General features: G+C 64.3%; 12 protein-coding genes, 4 tRNA genes and 2 pseudogenes. 3 read left to right on the plus strand and 15 right to left on the minus strand.

The window, feature by feature from the left end; all coding sequences use genetic code 11:
• The 9 genes and pseudogenes from FFS13_RS03455 to FFS13_RS03495 all read right to left on the minus strand — a co-directional run.
• Positions 1 to 1,766 (minus strand): condensation domain-containing protein (locus tag FFS13_RS03455; RefSeq protein ID WP_171006410.1); only part of this gene is annotated, 1,766 nt, incomplete at its 3' end.
• A 255-nt stretch (positions 1,767 to 2,021) separates the two neighbouring features.
• Positions 2,022 to 2,225, minus strand: coding sequence for an MbtH family NRPS accessory protein (locus FFS13_RS03460; RefSeq protein ID WP_137817732.1), 204 nt, complete (start codon positions 2,223 to 2,225; stop codon positions 2,022 to 2,024).
• 127 nt (positions 2,226 to 2,352) lie between these two features.
• On the minus strand, positions 2,353 to 4,044 hold the full coding sequence (locus tag FFS13_RS03465) for a multidrug ABC transporter permease/ATP-binding protein (RefSeq protein WP_137817733.1): 1,692 nt from the start codon (positions 4,042 to 4,044) through the stop codon (positions 2,353 to 2,355).
• A 49-nt stretch (positions 4,045 to 4,093) separates the two neighbouring features.
• The gene (locus FFS13_RS03470; protein WP_137817734.1) at positions 4,094 to 4,660 is read right to left on the minus strand and encodes a sigma-70 family RNA polymerase sigma factor; all 567 of its coding nucleotides are present in this window, start codon (positions 4,658 to 4,660) and stop codon (positions 4,094 to 4,096) included.
• Positions 4,661 to 4,874: 214 nt separating this feature from the next.
• The gene (locus FFS13_RS03475; protein WP_137817735.1) at positions 4,875 to 6,341 is read right to left on the minus strand and encodes an efflux transporter outer membrane subunit; all 1,467 of its coding nucleotides are present in this window, start codon (positions 6,339 to 6,341) and stop codon (positions 4,875 to 4,877) included.
• Complete coding sequence (locus FFS13_RS03480; RefSeq protein WP_137817736.1) at positions 6,338 to 9,451, minus strand: efflux RND transporter permease subunit; 3,114 nt, start codon at positions 9,449 to 9,451, stop codon at positions 6,338 to 6,340. The genes FFS13_RS03475 and FFS13_RS03480 overlap by 4 nt, the downstream gene beginning before the upstream one ends.
• A complete protein-coding gene (locus tag FFS13_RS03485; RefSeq protein WP_137817737.1) occupies positions 9,448 to 12,546 on the minus strand; it encodes an MdtB/MuxB family multidrug efflux RND transporter permease subunit in 3,099 nt (1,032 codons plus the stop codon). Before FFS13_RS03485 ends, FFS13_RS03480 begins: the two co-directional genes overlap by 4 nt.
• Positions 12,543 to 13,757: an MdtA/MuxA family multidrug efflux RND transporter periplasmic adaptor subunit gene (locus FFS13_RS03490; RefSeq protein ID WP_137817738.1), complete on the minus strand. Its 1,215-nt coding sequence runs from the start codon at positions 13,755 to 13,757 to the stop codon at positions 12,543 to 12,545. Before FFS13_RS03490 ends, FFS13_RS03485 begins: the two co-directional genes overlap by 4 nt.
• Positions 13,758 to 13,850: 93 nt before the next feature.
• A pseudogene (locus tag FFS13_RS03495) lies at positions 13,851 to 14,556 on the minus strand (transposase); the annotation flags it as partial.
• A 148-nt stretch (positions 14,557 to 14,704) separates the two neighbouring features.
• On the opposite strand from FFS13_RS03495, the gene FFS13_RS03500 reads away from it, so the two are divergent.
• Positions 14,705 to 15,115 carry a PA2817 family protein gene (locus FFS13_RS03500; protein WP_137817739.1) on the plus strand — a complete coding sequence of 137 codons (411 nt, stop codon included), beginning with the start codon at positions 14,705 to 14,707 and terminating at the stop codon, positions 15,113 to 15,115.
• Between the two features lie 123 nt (positions 15,116 to 15,238).
• On the opposite strand, the gene FFS13_RS03505 is transcribed toward FFS13_RS03500, so the two are convergent.
• The 4 genes from FFS13_RS03505 to FFS13_RS03520 form a co-directional block, all read right to left on the minus strand.
• Positions 15,239 to 15,314: transfer RNA gene (locus FFS13_RS03505), tRNA-Gly, on the minus strand.
• Positions 15,315 to 15,338: 24 nt separating this feature from the next.
• Positions 15,339 to 15,414 (minus strand) — tRNA-Glu (locus FFS13_RS03510).
• A gap of 32 nt (positions 15,415 to 15,446) precedes the next feature.
• A tRNA-Gly gene (locus FFS13_RS03515) sits at positions 15,447 to 15,522 on the minus strand.
• A gap of 38 nt (positions 15,523 to 15,560) precedes the next feature.
• Positions 15,561 to 15,636 (minus strand) — tRNA-Glu (locus FFS13_RS03520).
• Between the two features lie 382 nt (positions 15,637 to 16,018).
• On the opposite strand from FFS13_RS03520, the gene FFS13_RS03525 reads away from it, so the two are divergent.
• The gene (locus FFS13_RS03525) at positions 16,019 to 16,681 is read left to right on the plus strand and encodes a glutathione S-transferase family protein (RefSeq protein WP_137817740.1); all 663 of its coding nucleotides are present in this window, start codon (positions 16,019 to 16,021) and stop codon (positions 16,679 to 16,681) included.
• A gap of 75 nt (positions 16,682 to 16,756) precedes the next feature.
• Here the strand turns inward: FFS13_RS03525 and FFS13_RS03530 are convergent.
• Positions 16,757 to 17,083: pseudogene (locus FFS13_RS03530) on the minus strand (DUF815 domain-containing protein); the annotation flags it as partial.
• Positions 17,084 to 17,145: 62 nt separating this feature from the next.
• Between FFS13_RS03530 and FFS13_RS03535 the strand changes: the two are divergent.
• Entirely contained in the window at positions 17,146 to 19,509 is a 2,364-nt protein-coding gene (locus FFS13_RS03535) for a response regulator (RefSeq protein ID WP_256657805.1), read from the plus strand.
• On the opposite strand, the gene FFS13_RS03540 is transcribed toward FFS13_RS03535, so the two are convergent.
• Positions 19,493 to 19,963 carry a MarR family winged helix-turn-helix transcriptional regulator gene (locus tag FFS13_RS03540; RefSeq protein WP_137818000.1) on the minus strand — a complete coding sequence of 157 codons (471 nt, stop codon included), beginning with the start codon at positions 19,961 to 19,963 and terminating at the stop codon, positions 19,493 to 19,495. The two genes, FFS13_RS03535 and FFS13_RS03540, sit on opposite strands and share 17 nt — an antisense overlap.
• Positions 19,964 to 19,965 lie beyond the last annotated feature (2 nt).

Genomic DNA, 19,965 nt, shown 5'->3' on the forward strand with positions numbered 1-19,965 from the left:
TCACCCAGCGGCAGGCGCTCGGCCAGCTCGGAGGAAGTGATCAGCCACTGCAACCCCGAATCTTCGACCATGTAGGCCAGGCGCTCGCGCGGGTAATCCGGGTCGAGCGGCACGAAGGCACCGCCGGCTTTGAGCACCGCCAGCATGGCCACGATCATGGCGTTGCCGCGCTCAAGGGATACGCCGACGCGGGATTCGGGTCGCACGCCCTGCTCCACCAGCAACCGGGCCAGGCAGTTGGCGCGGGCCTCCAGCTCGGCGAAAGAAAGCCGCTCAGCGCCATGCACCAGGGCGATGGCGTCAGGACGCAGACGCGCCTGCTCGGCGATCAGCTCGGGCAGCAGGCGCGAGGCATCGAAAGCCTGGCGCGGAGTATTCCACTCGGCCAGCCGTGCCCGCTCGTCAGCGGTCGCCAACGCCAGCTCGGCCAGGGTCGCCTGCGGCGTACGGGTAAAGCCATCGAGGAGTTCGAGGAAACCGGCAATCAAGCGCTCGATGCTGCTAACGACGAACAGATCGGCGGCATAGGCAAAGGTGATCGACAGATCGTCACCACGGTCACGCACGGCATCCAGGGCCAGGTCGAACGGAATCTGCCGCGATGGCAGCTCTTCCAGACGGGTCTCGATGCCTGGCAGCCAGCTGGCAGCCAGCGGGTGCTGGCGGCGGTAGTTAAAGGCCACCTGGAACAGCGGTTGCTGACCCAGGCTGCGGCTTGGCGCCAGCTCTTCGACCAGATGCTCGAAGGGGATGTCCTGGTGGGCCTGCGCCTCTTTCAGGCCCTGGCGGGTTTGTGCCAGCCAGGCACTGACGGAGCTATCCGGTTGCGGCTCGGCCTTGAGCACCAGGGTGTTGACGAAGAACCCCACCAGCCGCTCGTAACCTTTGGCACGACCGGTTACCGGCACACCGATACGCACCTCGCGCTGGCCGGACAAACGCCCAAACTGCACCTGCAGCACCGCCAGTAGCACGGTGAACAGGGTCGCGCCGCTGGCCTTGGCCAGGTCGCGCAGGCGCGCGACCAAGGCTGGTTCAACGTGCAGCGTGCGATAGGCAGCGCAGCGGGCAGCCTGGGCACTGTGTGGAAAGTCCGGCGCCAAGCTCAGCGGCGGTTGTTCGTTGCCCAGGCGCTCACGCCAGTAATCCATCTGCTCGCGGCCGGCATCGGCACCCAGCCACTCGCGCTGGCGAGCCGCGTATTCGCTGTACTGCACCTGTTGCGCAGGCATGAGCGGCTCGCGCTGCTGCAAGCGGGCGCGGTAGAACTCGGCCATTTCCTCGACCAGCACCCGTACCGACCAGGCATCGGAGACGATGTGGTGCATGCCGACCACAAAGGCATGGCGCTGCGCGTCCAGGCGCAGCAAGGCGCAACGGATCTGCGGGCCAACAGCCAGGTCGAAGGAGCGCTCGACGAAGTCACGCGCCAGTTCGCGCACCTGCGCTTGCTGCTGCTCCAGCGGCAGGTCGCTCAGGTCGATTTCTTCCAGCGGCATCGGCATCGCTGGCAGTACGGCTTGCACAGCCACGCCGTCACGCTCGCTGAAAATGCTGCGTAGCGCCGCATGCCGCGCCACCACCTGATCCAGGCCGTGACGCAGGCTGTCCATGTCCAGCACGCCGTCAAACCACAGCAGGCCGCCGAGGTTGTAGGCGTTACTGCCGCTTTCCAGGCGGTTGAAGAACCACAGGCGTTGCTGGGCAAAAGACAGCGGCGTCCATTCCAGGGCGGCAACAGCAGGATTCTCGGTTTGCGCGTGCATCAACACTACCTCGCAGAAGTGGCCTAGACGCTCAAGGGCGCACCGGCCGCCTCGCACCGCATAGGCGCGAGGCATGAAATTCGATCAGAGACAGCAGCTCATCTTTCTGGAGCCGCCGGCAGGCATGCTCACCATCCAGCCATTGCCGAGTGAAAACGTCGCTGGTTTCGCGTTACCAGGCGCCATGCAAATGCTGCGGCCCGCAAATGTAAGACATGGCGCTGGCACCGGCTTGATCCAGGCAGAACGGCCGCATCAGGCGTCCATCGCCTCGCGCAGGCTACGCGGGCGCATGTCGCCCCAAACCTTGGCGATATGCGCCAGGCAGCTGGGCTTGTCGCCCTGCACGCCTACGTCCACCCAACCGGCGGGTACGGCCTTGTAGGCCGGCCAGATGGCGTACTGCTGTTCGTCGTTAATCACCACCAGGAAGGTGGTTTGCGGGCTGTCCAGACTCATGGGGATACCTTTGGGGAACAGGTTGCGGAGGGTTCGGTGTAAAGACGGACTAGACTGCGAATAATTTTCATTCAGAACCGAAAAACGTGCGCACCCGCGCCGACCGCAGCCGCCGAGGACAGCGCAGTCAGGCGAGCTCGTTGAGCCGCGCGCTACTGACCTGGCCGCCGATCTCGCGCACCGCATCCTCGGTGGCGCGCGCGCGGGCCTGGCCGGTCAACTCGAGCAGACGGCCGCCATCCATCTTCAGCAAACGGTCGGCCTGGTCGAAGTAGTGGTCGTCGTGGGTGATGGCGAGGATGGTCTTGCCGGCGGCTTTTAGCTGCGGCAACAACTCGCGGTAGAACAGGCGACGGAACAGCGGGTCCTGGTCGGCCGCCCATTCGTCGAGGATCAGAATGTCACGCCCCTCAAGCAGCGCCAGGAGCAACGCCAGGCGTTTGCGCTGGCCCTGGGAGAAGCGCGTATCGGCCAGGCGACCGTCGGCGAAACGCACCTTGTGGCGCAGGTGCAGGCGCTCCAGCCACTGGCCGACCAGGGACTCCTCGACTTCTGCGCCCTGCGGCCCGAGCAGGCGCGCGAACAGGTGGAAGTCGGTGAACACGCTGGCGAACAGCTGGCGGTAGGATGGCCACTGCCCGGCCTGCAACACGCGCCCGTCCAGACGGATTTCCCCGGCCGAGGGCCGATGCAGGCCGCTGAGCAAACGGGCCAGGGTCGACTTGCCGCTGCCGTTGCCACCGACCAGGAACACCAGCTCGCCGCGGCGCAGCTCAAGATCGATGGGGCCGACATCGAAGCCGGTTTCATCGCCATCCCCCGGATAGCGATACTCGACAGCCGCCAGCTGCAAGCACTGCCACGCCCCTGGATGGGCTAGCACGGCGATTTCTTCACTCTCGACCGCCAGCTCCAGGGCTTCCAGCTTGTCCAGGGAGATCCGTGCAGCCAGCAGGCTGGGTAACGCGGCAACCGTGGCAACCATGGGCGCGCGCAAAAACAGCACGGTCAGGGCGAAAGTCGCGGCGACACTGGCTTCGGCCCAGCCCAGGCCGCTGGCGCAGAAGAACACCAGGCCGATGCTGCCGAGCACCATGCAGTTGGCCCAGTTACCGGCCAGGCCATTGAAGATATCGGCGCGGGTGACATTGTCACGGTAGGCGCGGGCGTCGCGGTCGAACTCCTCATCGAACAGGCGGCGCGCGCGATCGCGGTTCAGCGCCAGCTCCTTGCGCCCGTCGATGATCGCCTGATAGTCCTGGTACAGGTGGTCCTCGGCCTCGCGCAGCAGGCGAATGTGTCGGTTGACCTTGCCGACGAAGAACCAGCCAACGATCAGCGTCAGCCCCAGCCAAGCGGCAGTAACCCCGAACAGCGCCGGTGCCAACCAGGCCAGGTAGGCGAAAGCGGCCAGGCTGAGGATCAGGCCATAGACCAGCTCCGGCAAGTAGACGAAGGCGATGGTGATATTGCGGATGTCACTCGACAGGCTAGCGAGGATGCGCGCGCCACCGATCTGCTCCAGGCGCTCGATATCGGTATCCAGGACGCGCCGCACCAGACTACGCCGCAGGCGATAAACAAAGCCGTGACCCAGGCGGTGAAGGGCAATCTGCCCGGCCGCCGCGCACCCCAGCAGAAGTGCCAGCAAGCCGAGAAAGCGCAACAGCGTGGCGGCAAGCTCGCCCTTCAGGGTGATCAGGTTGAGGTTGATAAAGACTATTACCCCGATACTGAGCACGGCACTGCACAAGCTCAGCAAAACGATGCCGGAAAGCGGCAGACGATTATCACGGAACAGCAGTTTGAGCAGTTTCATCGAATGGCTTCCAAAACGGCGGGCAGGGTGAAAAACCAGGCTGGCGAGCTCAAGCGGCTTCGGCTTCGAGGCAGGCTCGACAGTGGCTCAGGGCGTCGCGCAAAAGAAAATGCACCAGGGTCGGCGATGCGTTCAGATGGCTCGCCACCTCGCGCTGGCTGTAGCCTTGCAGCTGGCTCATGGCGAATACGGTGCGGGTGCGCTCAGGCAGTTCGCCCAGGGCATGCTGCAGGCGCTGCCATTCGAGCTGACAGATGGCGCGCTGCTCGGTGTCCGATTGCGGCGCCGGCAACTCGTCCAGCATGTCTTCACCGGCGCTGTAGCGCCCTTCCAGAAGCAACCGGCGCAAACGGTCGATGGCCAGGTTGCGCACCATGCGAAACAGGTAGCGCAGCGGGTCCTCGATAGCGTGTCGATCGCCGCTCTCCCACAGCTTGAGGAAAGCATCCTGCACCACATCCTCGGCGCGCGAACGGCAACTCAGCAGCGCCTGCGCAGAATCGATCAGCACCCGTCGACTCTCGATATAGAGACTCTCCAGCTCAGTCTCCCTGACCTTGCCAGGCATGCACGTCGACATGGCGGCGTGCGTGCCCAAGCTGAAAAAACTCCCCATCGACCCATCCTCGGCTGCGACCTGATGCGCATAATAATGATAATAATTATCATTACAATGACTACGACTGAGAAAGTTCACTCGGATGGACCCGCTCCGGCATGGCGAAAGGCTTGCGCTAGAGCGTTTGCGCGATAATCAGGCTACTCAAGGTCAAGGCTCGGCCTTGACCTTGAGTAGCACACCGCCATCGGCCAGACCGGCTTGCATATGCTCAGTCCGGCGTGGCCTCGTCAGCGCTCACGCCATCCCAGCCACCCCCGAGAGCGGCGATCAGCAGCACACTGGTCGTCAGGCGGTTGCCCTGCAGGGTCAGACGAGTACGCTCGTTGGACAGGGCGCTGGCCTGCACGCTGACCACGTCGGTGAACTCCACGCTGCCGGCCTGGTACTGACTGAGGATCAGCCGCAGCGACTCGCGCGCCGCCTCCAGGCCCTGCTGTTGCACCAGCGCCTCGCGCTCCAGTACGGCCAACTGCACCAGGTAGTCTTCCACCTCGCGCAAGCCTTCCAGCACGCTCAGCCGGTAGCCGGCCACGGTCTGGTCGTAGCTGGCTTCGGCCTGCTCAACCTGGGAGCGGATCAGCCCACCGTCGAACAGGTTGAGGGCGAACTGCGGACCGATCGACCAGAAACGATTGGGCAGGCTGATCCAGTCGTCGAGCCCACCGCTGCGGTAGCCGCCACTGGCGGACAGGGCCAGGTCCGGGTAATAGGCGGCCTGGGCCACGCCGATCTTGGCGTTGGCGGCGATCACCCGGCGCTCGGCCGCGGCGATATCCGGGCGCCGTTCCAGCAAGCTGGATGGCAGGCTCAGCGGCACCGTCGGCAGTTGCGGAACCTGTTCGCGCACGGCCAACTCGAACTGCGCCGGTGCCACCCCGACCAGCACGGCCAGGGCATGCTCCAGCAGGGCGCGCGGCTGTTGCAGGTCGAGCGCCTCGGCCTCGGTGCTTTTCAGCTGGGTCAACGCCTGGGTCACGTCGGATTTCGGCACGATGCCGGCCCTGTACTGATTTTCGGCGATGCGCAAGGCCTGCTGGTAGGCGGCCACGGTCTCGTCGAGCAGGCGTTGCTGCTGGTCCAGCACCCGTAGCTGCAGGTAGCTCTGCACCAGTTCGGCCTGCTGGCTGAGGCGCACGGCGGCGAGGTCGGCGGCGCTGGCTTGCAGGTTGGCGCTGTCGGCTTCCAGCTGGCGGCGCAGCTTGCCCCAGATATCAACTTCCCAGCTGACGCCCAGGCCAGCCTCGTAGCTCTTCGACACCTGCGCGGCATTGGCGCCGCTAACGCTGACCCCACCGGTGGTGCCGATGGTACTGTCACCCCCGCCCTGCCCCGCGCGGGTCAGGCCGCTGTTCAGCGCAAGGCTGGGGAAGAACGCCGCCCGTGCCCCGCGGGCCAGTGCCCTGGCCTGGCGGTACTGGGCGGAGGCCGAGGCCAGGCTCTGGTTATTGGCGTTGAGCCGCTCGACCAGTTGGTCCAGCTCGGCGTCGCCATACAGCGCCCACCAGTTGCCGCGCAGCACGCTGTCCGCCGGAGCCGCCGCTTTCCAGCCGGCAGCCTGCTTGAACTGCACCGACTCGGCAGAATCCGGGCGCTGGTAGTCGGGGCCGATGGCACAGGCGCCCAGGGCCAGGGTGGCGATGGCGAGGCCCAGCAGGCGAAGGAGCGAAGGCTTCATACGGGCGTATCCAGGGCAGCATCGGTACGCACGCCGCGCCAGCGGTTGACACTGTGGCGCAGGCGGTCGAGATGGAGGTAGACCACCGGGGTGGTGTAGAGGGTCAGCAACTGGCTGAGCAACAGCCCCCCGACGATGGCCAGGCCCAGCGGCTGGCGCATCTCCGCCCCTTCGCTCATGCCCAGCAGCAGCGGCAAGGCGCCGAGCATGGCGGCCAGGGTGGTCATCATGATCGGCCGGAAGCGCAGCAGGCAGGCACGGCGGATCGACTCCTGCGGGCTGAGCTGGTCGTGGCGCTCCAGCTCCAGGGCCAGGTCGATCATCAGGATGGCGTTCTTCTTCACCACGCCGATCAGCAGGAACAGGCCGAGCAGCGAGATCAGGCTGAACTCGCCGCCGCTGAGGATGATTGCCAGCAGCGCGCCAACCCCGGCCGAGGGCAGCGTGGAGAGGATGGTCAGCGGGTGGATATAGCTCTCGTAGAGGATGCCGAGGACGATATACACCACCACCAGCGCGCTGAGGATCATCAGCGGCTGGCCCTTGGCCGCGGCCTCGAAGGCACCGCCGGTACCGCCGACCAGGCCCTGCACCTCGGTGGGCAGGTTGACCTCGGCCACCGCGCGGGCAATCGCCTGGTTGGCCTGCTCCTGGGTCACACCCGGGGCCAGCGAGTAACCGATGTTTTCCGCGGCGAACTGGCCCTGGTGGTTGACCCGGTCCTCCTCCAGGCTGCGCTCCCAGCGGGCGAAGCCGGACAACGGCACCCGCGCACCAGCAGCGCTGATCACCTGGATCTGCTTCAGCGCCTCCGGGTATTCGGCGAACTTGGGATCGATCTCCATCACCACGCTGTACTGGTTGAGGCTGTCGTAGATGGTGGATATCTGCCGCTGGCTGAAGGCGTTGTTGAGCACCGCGGTGACCATCGCCATGTCCACGCCCAAGCGCTGCGCTTCGCCACGATCCACCAACAGGCGAATTTGCTGCGCACCCTCGCCTTCCTTGGCGTCAATAGCCGTCAGCTCGGGCAACGCGGCCAGGGCATCACGGACCTTGGGCAGCCAGGTACGCAGGTCGTCCAGGTTGCTGGCCAGCAGCACGTATTCGTTTTCCGAGCTGCGGCCCTGGCGGCCGCCGAACTGCAAGTCCTGATCCGGCATCAGCATCAGCCGGGCGCCCGGTACCTTGGGCAGACTGCCGTTCAGGCGTTCGATCACCTGCTGGGCGGAGGCCCCGCGCTCGGCGATAGGCTTCAGGCGCACCACCAGAAAGGCGTTGTTGATGCCGCTTTCGCCGCCGATGAAGCCCGCCACGCTCTGGATCGCCGGGTCGGCCAGCAAGGCGCGCCGATAGATATCCATCTTCGGTTGCATGACCTTGAACGACAGGCCGTCGTCGCCGCGCACGAAGCCGATCAATTGGCCAGTGTCCTGCTGCGGCATAAAGGTTTTCGGTACTTCGGCGAACAGCAACACGTTGCACACTATGGTCGCCAGCAGGCTGCACAGGGTCAGCCGCGAATGCCGCAGAGCCCAATCCAGGCTACACCCGTAGCCATCCAGCAACCGTTTCTGCAAGTGCGCGCCGAACCGCTGCAGGCGGCTGGGTTGGCGCTGTTCCTTGCCCGCCTCGGCCCTGAGCCAGCGGGCGCAGAGCATCGGCGTCAGGGTCAGCGACACCAGCATGGAAATCAGGATCGCCACGGCCAGGGTGATGGAAAACTCGCGGAACAAGTTACCGACGATGCCGCCCATAAACAGGATGGAAACAAACACCGCGACCAGCGACAGGTTCATCGACAGCAGGGTGAAGCCGACTTCCTGGGCCCCCTTGAAGGCCGCGGCCAGGGGCTTATCGCCGGCCTCGATATGCCGCGAGATGTTCTCCAGCACCACGATGGCATCGTCCACCACCAGGCCGGTGGCGATGATCAGCGCCATCAGCGACAGGTTGTTCAGCGAGAAGTCCAGCAGGTACATCACCGCGAAGGTGCCGACCAGCGACACCGGCACCGCCAGCGCCGGGATCAACGCGGCACGCCAGCGACCAAGGAAGGCGAACACCACCAGGATCACCAGGGCCACGGCAATTAGCAGGGTGCGCTCGGCCTCATGCAGGGTGGCGCGGATCACCGGCGAACGGTCCATCGCCACTTCCAGCTGCACGCTGGACGGGATCACAGCCTGCAGCGCCGGCAGCTCGGCGCGGATGCCCTCGATAGTCTCGATGATATTGGCGCCAGGCTGGCGGTTGATCACCATCAGCACCGCGTCAGCGTCATTGTAGAAGCCGCTGTTGTAGCGGTCCTCCACCCCATCGCGGACCTGCGCCACGTCGCCCAGACGCACCGGCGCGTGGTTCTGGTAACGAATGATCAGCGCTCGGTAATCGGCCGCCTTCACCAGTTGGTCATTGGCCTGCATCTGCCAATGGCGGTTGGCATCCTCCACCGCGCCCTTGGGCCTATCGAGGTTGGCCCGGACGATGGCGCTGCGCACCTCATCGAGGGCGATGCCGTATTGGTCGAGCTGACGCGGCTCCAGCGCCACGCGCACCGCCGGCAGCGAGCTGCCGCCAATCTGTACCTCACCGACGCCCTGCACCTGCGCCAACCTCTGCGCCAGCACGGTGGAAGCCAGGTCGTACAGCTGGCTCTTGTCCAGCACCGGCGAGGTCAGCGACAACACCATGACCGGCGCCTGCGCCGGGTTGAACTTCTTGTAGGTCGGCATGCTGCGCATGCCGCTGGGCAGCAGGTTGCGCGCGGCGTTGATCGCCGCCTGCACCTCACGGGCGGCGGCATCCACATCACGGCCAAGGTTGAACAGAATGACAATCTGCGCCCGGCCCTGGCTGCTGCGGCTGGTCATCTCGCTGATCCCGGCGATGCCGCCAAGCGCACGTTCCAGTGGCGTGGCCACGCTGGAGGCCATCACCTGCGGGCTGGCACCGGGCAGGTTGGCGGTGACCACGATGGCCGGAAAATCCATCTTCGGCAGCGGCGCCACCGACAACAGGCCGAAGCTGACCCCGCCGAGCAGCAGGATCGCCAGGCTCAGCAGCAGGGTGGCGACCGGGCGGCGGATAAAGGGCGCGGAGATGTTCATGAGCTGACCAGCACGCCGGAGGCGCTACGCCCGCTGACCCGCCGCGCCAGCCGGTCGAAATACAGGTAGATCACCGGCGTGGTGAACAGCGTTAGCACCTGGCTGAGCAGCAGGCCGCCGACCATCACCAAGCCCAGGGGCTGGCGCAGCTCGGCGCCGGAGCCACTGGCCAGCATCAGCGGGATGGCGCCGAACAGCGCGGCCAGGGTGGTCATCAGGATCGGCCGGAAGCGCAGCAGCGCCGCCTGGTAGATCGCCGCCTCGGGTGCCATGCCCTGCTGGCGTTCAGCCTCGAGGGCGAAGTCGATCATCATGATCGCGTTTTTCTTGACGATGCCGATCAGCAGGATGATGCCGATAATGGCGATCAGGCCCAGGTCGTTGCCGGACAGCAGCAGTGCCAGCAACGCGCCAACCCCCGCCGAGGGCAGTGTCGACAAGATGGTGATCGGGTGGATATAGCTCTCGTAGAGCACACCCAGCACGATGTACATGGTCACGATCGCCGCCAGAATCAGCAGCAGGGTACTCGACAGCGAGGCACGGAAGGCCTCGGCAGCGCCCTGAAACTGGCTCTGGATACCGGCCGGCAGGCCAATGTCCCGCTGCACCCGCTCGATCACCGCCACCGCCTCGCCCAGGGAAACCCCTTCGGCCAGGTTGAACGACAGGGTCACCGCCGGGAACTGGCCGATATGGTTGACCAGCAGGCTGGCGGCGCGCTCGTCGATGCGCGCCAGGGACGCCAGCGGCACCTGCCCGCCACTGGCGGTGGCCACGTGCACCTGCCGCAACGCCGCAGTGCCTAGGCTGCCTGCGCCGGCGCTTTCCAGCACCACGCGGTACTGGCTGGCCTGAGTGAAAATGGTGGAGATCTGCCGCTGGCCGAAGGCGTCGTACAGCGCATCGTCGATGTCGCCAATGCTCACGCCCAGCCGTGAGGCGGCGTCGCGGTCGATCTGCAGGTACAGCTGCAGGCCACGGTTCTGCAGGTCGCTGGCCACATCGATCAGCTCGGCCTGCTGGCCCAGGGCCTCGACCAGCTTGCTCGTCCACTCCTCCAGCAGCGCGGCGTCCGGCGACTCCAGGCTGAACTGGAACTGGGTGCGGCTGACCCGGTCCTCGATGCTCAGGTCCTGCACCGGCTGCAGGTACAGCTGGATACCGGGAATCGCCGCCAGCCGCGGGCGCAGGCGCTCGATCACCTGGCTGGCGTTGACCTCGCGCTCGCCGTGGGGTTTGAGGTTGATCAGCAGGCGGCCGCTGTTGAGCGTGGCGTTGTCACCGTCCACGCCGATATAGGACGACAGGCTGGCGACCGCTGCATCCTGCAGGATCACTGCGGCCAGGCGCTGCTGACGCTCGCTCATGGCGCGGAAGGAAATGCTCTGCGGCGCCTCGGAAATGCCCTGGATCACCCCGGTGTCCTGCACCGGGAAGAAGCCCTTGGGCACCGCCAGGTACAGCAACACGGTCAACACCAGGGTGCCGAGGGCCACCAGCAGGGTCAGCGGCTGGTGCTTCAGCACCCACTGCAGGCCGACGCCATAACGCGCAATCATGGCGTCGATCACGGCGCCACTGGCGCGGTAGAAGCGCCCCTGCTGCTCGGGCTTTTCAGCCTTAAGCAGGCGGGCGCACATCATCGGCGTGAGGGTCAGCGACACCAGCAGGGAAATCAGGATGGCCACCGCCAGAGTGATGGCGAACTCGCGGAACAGCCGCCCCACTACGTCCTCCATGAACAGCAGCGGGATCAGCACCGCGATCAGCGAGAAGGTCAGCGAGATCAGGGTGAAGCCAATCTGCCTGGCGCCCTTGAGCGCGGCATTCAGCGGTGTCTCGCCCGCCTCCAGATGACGGGCGATGTTCTCCAGCATGACGATGGCATCGTCGACCACAAAGCCGGTGGCGATGGTCAGCGCCATCAGGGTCAGGTTATTGATCGAGAAAACGGCCAGGTACATCACGCCGAAGGTGCCGATCAGCGACAGCGGCACCACGATCGACGGAATCAGGGTGGCGGAGAGCTTGCGCAGAAACAGGAAGGTCACCAGCACCACCAGGCCGATGGCCAGGACCAGCTCAAACTGCACGTCGTTGACCGCCGCGCGGATGGTCTGGGTGCGGTCGGTGAGTAGCCTGACCTCGATGCTGGCCGGCAAGCCGGCGGTGATCTGCGGCAGCAGCTGCTGGATGCGCTCGACCACTTCGATAACGTTGGCCCCGGGCTGGCGCTGGATGCTCACCAGCACGGTCTGGTTGCGGTCGGCCCAGGCGGCCAGGCGCTCGTTCTCGGCGCCGTCGATGATGGTCGAAACATCCTTGAGGCGCAGTGGTGCGCCGTTCTCGTACTTGAGGATCAGCTCCAGGTAGGCCTCGGCCGACTCCAACTGATCGTTGGCGTCCAGCTGCGAGACGCGGGTCGGACCGTCGAAGTTGCCCTTGGGCTGGTTGACATTGCTGGCGCTGATCAGCGTGCGCACGTCGGCGAGATTCAGGCCGTGGCTGGCCAGGGCCTCGGGGTTGACCTTGATGCGTACCGCCTTGCGCTGGCCGCCGGCCAGGCTGACCAGGCCGACGCCACTGATCTGCGCGATCTTCTGCGCCATGCGCGTGTCGATCAGGTCATGCACCTCGGTCAGCGGCAGGGTCTTGGAGCTGATCGCCAGAGTCAGCACCGGGGTGTCAGCCGGGTTGACCTTGTTGTACACCGGCGGCGCCGGCAGGTCGCTGGGCAGCAGGTTGCTCGCCGCATTGATCGCCGCCTGCACCTCCTGCTCGGCTACGTCCAGGTTCACTTCCAGGCTGAAACGCAGGGTGATCACCGAGGCGCCGCCGGAGCTGGTCGAGGACATCTGCTTGAGCCCCGGCATCTGGCCGAACTGGCGCTCCAGTGGTGCTGTCACTGCACTGGTCATTACCTCCGGGCTGGCGCCCGGGTAGAGGGTGAGCACGCGGATGGTCGGGTAATCCACCTCCGGTAGCGCCGATATCGGCAGCAGGCGGTAGGCGATCAGGCCGGTGAGAAAGATCGCCACCATCAACAGAGTGGTGGCAACCGGACGCAGGATAAACAGGCGTGAAACGTTCATGCATCGTGCTTCTGCTTGGCCTTGGCGGCCGGTACTGACGGCTGGGCCAGGGCGGTGGGCTCGTCAATCACCTGCACGACGCTGCCATCCTTGAGCTTATCGGTGCCTTCCAGCACCAACCGTTCGCCGATGCTCAGGCCCGCGCCGATCAGGCTCTGCGCGCCATCGCTGGCGGCCACGCTGACTGCGCGGATCTGCACCTTGTCATCCTGATCGAGAAGGAACACGAAGGTGCCGCGCGCGCCGTATTGCAAGGCTGCGGACGGAATCAGGGTGGCCCCCTGGCGGGTCTCCACGCGCAGGCGCACGTTGACGAACTGGTTGGGAAACAGACGCTCGCCGGCATTGTCGAAGCGCGCCTTGAGCTTGACCGTACCGGTCGCGATGTCGATCTGGTTGTCCAGGCTGTGCAAGGTGCCTTCGGCCAGCAACCGTTGCTCGCCACGGTCCCAGGCCTGCACCAGCAGCTTCTCGTTATTGCGCACGCGCTCCAGCACCGACGGCAGGTCGGTCTCGGCCAGGGTGAAGTTGATCGAGATCGGCTTGACCTGGGTAATCACCACCAGTGGAATGGTGTCGCCACTGCGCACCAGGTTGCCGACATCGATCTGGCGCAAGCCCAGGCGCCCGTCGATGGGCGCGCGAATGCGGGTAAATTCGAGATTCAGGCGGGCATCGGCGACGGCGGCCTGGTTACTCTGCACCGTGCCGCGGTACTGGTCGACCAGAGCTTGCTGGGTATCCAGGGTCTGCTTGGCGATGGAGTCCTCGGCGTGCAGGCCCTGGTAGCGAACCAGGTCGATCTCGGCGTTCTGCAGCTGCGCCTGGCTCTGCCTCAAGATACCTTCGACCTGCTGCAGGGCAACTTGATAGCCGCGCGGGTCGATCTGCGCCAGCAGATCCCCGGCCTTGACCAGTTGCCCGTCCTCGAACAACACCTTGACCAGTTCGCCATCCACGCGGCTACGTACACTCACCGTATTCAACGCGGTGACCGTACCCAGGGCCTTGAGTTCGACATGGAAATCGCCCTGACTGACGCGAGTCACACGCACGGGTACAGGCCCATTGCCGTGCCCCCAGGGCCCGCCACGCCCATCCTTTGCCGCTGGCTGCGCCGGCCACAGCCACCACAGCAGGACGATGGCAAGCAGACTCAGAGCGATCAGCCAGAGACGGGAAAAACGCGATGCGGGGTAAATATCAGGCATGATCCGGAGCCACTTTCCTTTGGTGTGCGAACGATAATCACTCTCAGATCAAAAGCAAAGGGGCCTTTGCAGCTATTTATCCTGATATGCCGTCAGCTCACGGGCACCTCGGACAAACCCTTGCTGGTCATAGTTCTTGTCCGCCCCTACCGTGCTGCCCGGCTTGGCGGTGCGCTCCAGCATCACCGTTGCTCTTGCGCGCCAGCCGGGCCTCGGGATCGGTGGTGGATTGATGCGTGGCATTGCTGCGCTTCTCGCCCTTGAAGTCGGCGCTGGGGTTGCGTGTGCCATCCGCTGGCGGTTCGCCGCCGTCCTTCTTGATAAAGGACTTGTGCGAGGCCCAGGCGTCGATCAGCGTGCCGTCCACGCTGAAATGCTCACCGCTGGCGTATTCGGACCAGGCGGCCAGCGACTTGATGCGCTGGAAGAACAAGCGCGCCACCTCCTGATTGAACAGGCGCTCACGGTTCTGGCTGAAGGTCGAGTGATCCCACATTCGCTCGTCCATCGACAAGCCGACAAACCAGCGAAACAGCAGGTTGAACTCGATCTGCTCGACCAACTACCGCTCGGAACGGAGGGTGTAGATCACCTGGAGCAACGACGCGCGCAACAGCCGCTCCGGAGCGATCGAGGCCCGCCCCAACGTGGAGTAGAGACCGTCGAAAGCCTGATCCATCGAGGCCAGGACGGTATCGACCAACTCGCGCAGGGGACGCAGTGGATGATCGTTCGGGATGCGCTGCTCCAGCGTCGTATAGCTGAACAGCTCGTTTTGTTTGAGGTCGAGTCCACGCATTGGCTTGGGCTGAGGTCGGCATGATAAAGATGACGGTCATTTTGCCAGAGCCAAACGCGCTCTGGCCTTTTTCAACGGCCTGCTAGGAGGACAGCGGGCGCCGGGAGCTTTATACTGCCGCGCCCGTTTTGCTCTTGAGGATTTGCCCATGGCCAGCCCCTATCTCGACCACCATCTCGCCTTGCTCGCGCACCTGCGCGGCATCCTGGTCGCCCTGGGCGAGGCCGAGCAGGTTCCCGAGGAAAGCCATGCACTGTTCCTCGACCGTTTCGATGAGCTGTTGACGCTGCTGCAGGCGTCTCCGGAAGAAAGCCTCTACCTGGGTCAGGATCTGCTCTGCCAGGTCATCCACCGCTACCCGCAGATCGCCCACCTGGTCCCCCGCGACCTGCTGTGGTTCTTCGGCGGCGATTGCCTGCATTTCATGCCGGATGAGGAAATCAGCCTGTTCCAGGCCCTCGACGAGCGTCGCTACGAAGCCGCGCAAAATGACGAACCCTTCGACTGGGTGCAGGAAAAGCAGCTGCTGGCACTCCCCCAGGAAAGCAGCAAGCACTAAAAGCCCGGAAAGCAAAAGGCCCGCACGGCAAATACCGGCGGGCCTTTTTCATGCTGCACACTTATATTCAACAAAGTATGCAGGAACAAAAACGCCGCTCAGAGAGCAGCGTTTTTGTGTATTTGGAGCGGGAAACGAGACTCGAACTCGCGACCCCGACCTTGGCAAGGTCGTGCTCTACCAACTGAGCTATTCCCGCTTGAATTGCATCTACAACAGAAAATGGCGTCCCCTAGGGGACTCGAACCCCTGTTACCGCCGTGAAAGGGCGGTGTCCTAGGCCACTAGACGAAGGGGACAAACAACGCTTAGCAGCATTGCTTGGTAAATTTGGAGCGGGAAACGAGACTCGAACTCGCGACCCCGACCTTGGCAAGGTCGTGCTCTACCAACTGAGCTATTCCCGCTTGAACTGCATCTACAACTGCGAATCTACAACAGAAAATGGCGTCCCCTAGGGGACTCGAACCCCTGTTACCGCCGTGAAAGGGCGGTGTCCTAGGCCACTAGACGAAGGGGACGTTGCCCGGAGCTCATGAACAAGCCATGACGCACATTTTCCGTGCCTTGCAGGCTCTACCTGTTGGCTTAGCGCTGCAAAGTGGCGCGAATTCTAGGGAGCCTTTCCAAGGCCGTCAACACTTGAGTGAAAATTACTTTAAATCAACGACTTCAGACCAGAAACTGATGCCTATCTAAGCGCTCGCTCAAGTAGCTGGAAAGCCGATTGGCGCGGCCAATTCGCTGGTGCTGGAAAATATTAAGCCGGAGGCCGACGAACCCAGCCAACTAACTGACGGTCTCAAGTCACTGGCAGGCGATGACGATTGGAAGAAGAATATGCACCGCTAAGGCCGATCCTTTGCCCTTTAACACCAACCTGAGCAGAAGAGGCCCCTCCACATGAGCCTGACCGTCTACGGCGCCCCACTCTCCCCCTTCGTACGTAAGCTGCGGTTGTTTCTGGCCGAGAAAGGCCTCGACTATCAGCTGGAAATCATCACCACGCTCGGTCAGCCGGCCTGGTACCGCGAACTCAGCCCGCTCGGCCGCATCCCCGCGCTCAAGGACGGCAACTTCACCCTCGCCGACTCCAGCGTGATCTGCCAGTACCTGGAAGACAAACACGCCGACCTGCCGCCGCTCTACGGCCGCGACGCCGAACAACGCGCCCAGGTGCGCTGGCTGGAGAAGTACGCCGACTACGAGCTGGCGCCGCTGACCACCTTTGCCATCTTTCGCAACCGCGCCCTCAAACCGAGCATGGGCCAGCTCTGCGATGAAGCCGCGGTACAGACCGCACTGAACGACAAGCTACCGACGCACTTCGACTACCTGGAGAAGACCCTGGGTAGCGCCGCCTACTTTGTCGGTGAGGCGCTGAGCGTGGCCGACCTGGCCTTCGCCTGCCAGCTGATCAACATGGAGCACGGCGGCGAACAACTGGATGCCCAGCGCTGGCCCGGACTGACGGCGCTATACGCCCGGATCAAGGCGCGTGAGTCGGTACAGGCAGTGCTTCCAGGCGAGCAGAAGATGCTGGCCAAACTGAGCGGCAAGGCTTAACCACTAGAGCCGATAAAAGAAGCCCGGCATCGCCGGGCTTCTTAATGTCGCGAACCTTCTCCCGCCTGCTCAGCAGTCGGCCAGTAGCGCCCGCACCAGCGAGGACTTGCCCGTGCCACGCGCGCCCCAGAGCAAGGCGTGGTTAGCCGGCAGGCCCGCGACGAACTGCCGAGTGTTACGCGCCAGCTGGTCACGCTGGGTATCCACGCCGAGCAAATCCGTCAGCTTCAGATCCAGGCTCAGCGTCAGCGGCTGCAAGTACCCACTGCGGCCTTCACGGTGCCCGCGTGCCGCCAGGCTCTGACTCCAGTCGAGCGGCACCCGCGGCGCCGGCAACAGGGGTTCGAGACGCGCCAGCACGGCATCCGCACGTTCTAGGAAAGCACTCAAACGGGAGTCCACGGTTTGCTCCTTAGGATCGATCAGAGGCAATGCGCCCTGCCAGCCAACGAGTCAGATCGGCTATGCTTGGCGAGCGCACGGACACGAGGCTGGCCCAGCTACCCATGGATATATCGCTCACCCATCGCCTGTCATTCAAACAGGCCAGCCTGACGGTACTGGTAGCATTCATCCTCGGCACCTTGCTCAGCCTGCTTCAGGTGAGCAGCGATTATGCTAGCGAGGATGCCTCCATCAACCGCGAGATGCGTGCGCTACTGGAGATCAGCCACAACCCCGCCACCCGCATCGCCTACAACATCGATACAGAGCTGGCCCAGGAACTGGTTGCCGGCCTGTTGCAATCGCCCGCGGTGGTCGGTGCCGAGCTCCTCGACGACAGTGGTGCGAGCCTGGCCAGCGGCAACCGCCCACGCATCGAGAGCGACTATCGGCTATTCAGCGATTATCTGTTCGGCGAGCGCCGGCAGTTCGAGGATCCGCTGTTCGTTGTCCACGCGCCCCATGAAAACCTCGGCCTACTGCGCCTGGAAGTGGACACCTACGCCTTCGGCAACCACTTCCTGCGGCGCGCCCTGCTCACCTTGCTCGGCGGCTTTGCCTACAGCTTACTGCTCTCGTTAATCCTGCTGGTGCTGTTCTACTTCATGCTGACCAAACCGCTCATCGGCATTATCCACGCCCTAAGCGCGCGCGATCTGCGCAACCCGACACGGGAAAGGCTGCCGTGCCCGACCGGCCATGAGCACGATGAAATCGGCACCCTGGTGGATGTCACCAACCAGCAACTGACCAGCCTCTCCGAGGAAATCGAACAACGGCGCGAGGCCGAGGATCGCCTGACCCAGTACCTCAGCGAACTCGAGAACATCATCTCCGCCCGCACCACCGAGCTGAAAGCGAGCAACACCCGCCTGACCTTGTCGAATCAAGAGCTGGAGCTCGCACACAACAGGGCCCATGAGATGGCCCTGGCACGCGCAACCTTCCTGGCCAACATGAGCCACGAGATCCGCACGCCCCTCAACGGCCTGCTTGGCATGCTCGCCCTGACACTCGACAGCCCGCTGAATACCGAGCAGCGCCAACAACTGTCGATCGCCCACGACTCCGGCAAGGTGCTGGTGGAACTGCTGAATGACATCCTCGATCTATCCAAGTTCGAGGCCGGCCAGCTGGAGCTGGAGCGCATCCCCTTCGACCTCGGCGCGCTGGTCGAGGACACCGCCAGCCTGTTGTCGCAGAACGCCGGCCCCAGTGTCGAGTTGACCTGCCTGATTGATCCACTGCTGCCGGCGCAGCTGTTCGGCGATCCGACCCGTATCCGCCAGATCGTCAGCAATCTGCTGTCCAACGCCCTCAAGTTCACTCACTCCGGCCGCGTCGATGTACGCGTCAGCGCCAATGACCTGGGCGTGAAGATCATCGTCGGCGATAGCGGCATCGGCATCGCCGAAGCAGCCCAAGCGCGGATTTTCCAGCCATTTGCCCAAGCCGGCGCGACTATCACCCGCGAGTACGGTGGCACCGGGCTCGGCCTGGCCTTGACTCGGCAACTCTGCGAGGCCATGCACGGGCAGCTCAGCCTCACCTCGCAGGTAGGCGTTGGTAGCCAGTTCTGCGTCGAGCTGCCGCTCTCCAGCGCCACCCCGACACTGCGACTGCCGCCGCTAAAAGGCCGCGTGATTGCGCTCAGTCCTGCCAGTAGCGGCCTGAGCGAGCTGCTGGGCAACCTGCTGCCGGTCTGGGGCCTGAATTATCAGCGCCTGGACAGCGCGGCCGAGCTTGCGGGCAGCGAGGCCGAGCTGCTGATTAGCGACTGCCCGGAAGCGCTGTTCGGCCTGCGCCCGACCATCCGGCAGCCCATCCTGCTAATCACCGCCTACGGCAACTTCATGCCCAGCGAGCAAGCCGCCGCCCTGGCCCCCATGGAGCAGATAGCTCGGCCCTTGGCGCGCACAACGCTCTATCAAGCCCTACAGCGCGTCCTGCAGCCGCACGCCGAGAGAGTCGCCAGCCCCGCTCACGCAGCACCACAGGCACAAAGACAGGGGCGCGTGCTCCTGGTAGAAGACAACCCGGTCAACCAACTGGTGGCCAAAGGCATGCTGAGCAAGATGGGTTGCAAGGTGCTGATCGCCGCGCACGGTGGTCAGGCGCTCGACTGCCTGGAGCGAGAGCCCGTCGATCTGGTCCTGATGGACTGCAACATGCCGGTGATGGACGGCTATGAAGCCAGCCGCAGGATTCGCCAGAGCGGACGCTGGCCGGACTTGCCGATCATCGCCCTGACCGCCAACGCCCTGCCGGACGAACGTGAACGCTGCGCCGCCGCCGGCATGAACGACTACCTGGCCAAACCCTTTCGCCGTGAAGAGCTGATCGCCTTACTGGAGCACTGGTTACCGACTACGACACGGCCATAAGCCGATCGAGCAAATCGCCGATACGACCGCGCAACTCATCCAACTCATCCAGATCGAGCCCGATTGTGCAGAGCAACTGCGTCTTCAACGGCAGCACCTGCTCGCGCAAGGCCAAGCCTGCGGCAGTTAACGCCAGATGCACTTCGCGCTCATCCCGCGTCGCCCGCTGGCGCAGCACCAACCCCAACTGCTCAAGACGTTTGAGCAGCGGCGTCAACGTACCGGAGTCCAGCAGCAGGCGCTCACCCAAGGCCTTCACCGTCGGCTGCTCAGGCGCTGCGCCCTGCCACTCCCAGAGCACCAGCATCACCAGGTACTGCGGGTAGGTCAGACCGAGCCGATCGAGCACCGGCTTATAGGCTCGGGTCACCGCACGCGAGGCGGCATACAGCTTGAAACACAGCTGATTGTCGAGCTGCAGCGCCGTTAACGCATCGAGTTGCGGCACATTCATCT

Source organism: Pseudomonas sp. 2FG (assembly GCF_005502935.1).
Classification (GTDB): domain Bacteria; phylum Pseudomonadota; class Gammaproteobacteria; order Pseudomonadales; family Pseudomonadaceae; genus Aquipseudomonas.

What these genes read in the sequence shown, in the direction of transcription:
- FFS13_RS03460 (WP_137817732.1), bottom strand. Translation starts at nt 2,225, where the DNA reads ATGAGTCTGGACAGCCCGCAAACCACCTTCCTGGTGGTGATTAACGAC.
- FFS13_RS03465 (WP_137817733.1), bottom strand. Translation starts at nt 4,044, where the DNA reads ATGAAACTGCTCAAACTGCTGTTCCGTGATAATCGTCTGCCGCTTTCC.
- FFS13_RS03470 (WP_137817734.1), bottom strand. Translation starts at nt 4,660, where the DNA reads ATGGGGAGTTTTTTCAGCTTGGGCACGCACGCCGCCATGTCGACGTGC.
- FFS13_RS03475 (WP_137817735.1), bottom strand. Translation starts at nt 6,341, where the DNA reads ATGAAGCCTTCGCTCCTTCGCCTGCTGGGCCTCGCCATCGCCACCCTG.
- FFS13_RS03480 (WP_137817736.1), bottom strand. Translation starts at nt 9,451, where the DNA reads ATGAACATCTCCGCGCCCTTTATCCGCCGCCCGGTCGCCACCCTGCTG.
- FFS13_RS03485 (WP_137817737.1), bottom strand. Translation starts at nt 12,546, where the DNA reads ATGAACGTTTCACGCCTGTTTATCCTGCGTCCGGTTGCCACCACTCTG.
- FFS13_RS03490 (WP_137817738.1), bottom strand. Translation starts at nt 13,757, where the DNA reads ATGCCTGATATTTACCCCGCATCGCGTTTTTCCCGTCTCTGGCTGATC.
- FFS13_RS03500 (WP_137817739.1), top strand. Translation starts at nt 14,705, where the DNA reads ATGGCCAGCCCCTATCTCGACCACCATCTCGCCTTGCTCGCGCACCTG.
- FFS13_RS03525 (WP_137817740.1), top strand. Translation starts at nt 16,019, where the DNA reads ATGAGCCTGACCGTCTACGGCGCCCCACTCTCCCCCTTCGTACGTAAG.
- FFS13_RS03535 (WP_256657805.1), top strand. Translation starts at nt 17,146, where the DNA reads ATGCTTGGCGAGCGCACGGACACGAGGCTGGCCCAGCTACCCATGGAT.
- FFS13_RS03540 (WP_137818000.1), bottom strand. Translation starts at nt 19,963, where the DNA reads ATGAATGTGCCGCAACTCGATGCGTTAACGGCGCTGCAGCTCGACAAT.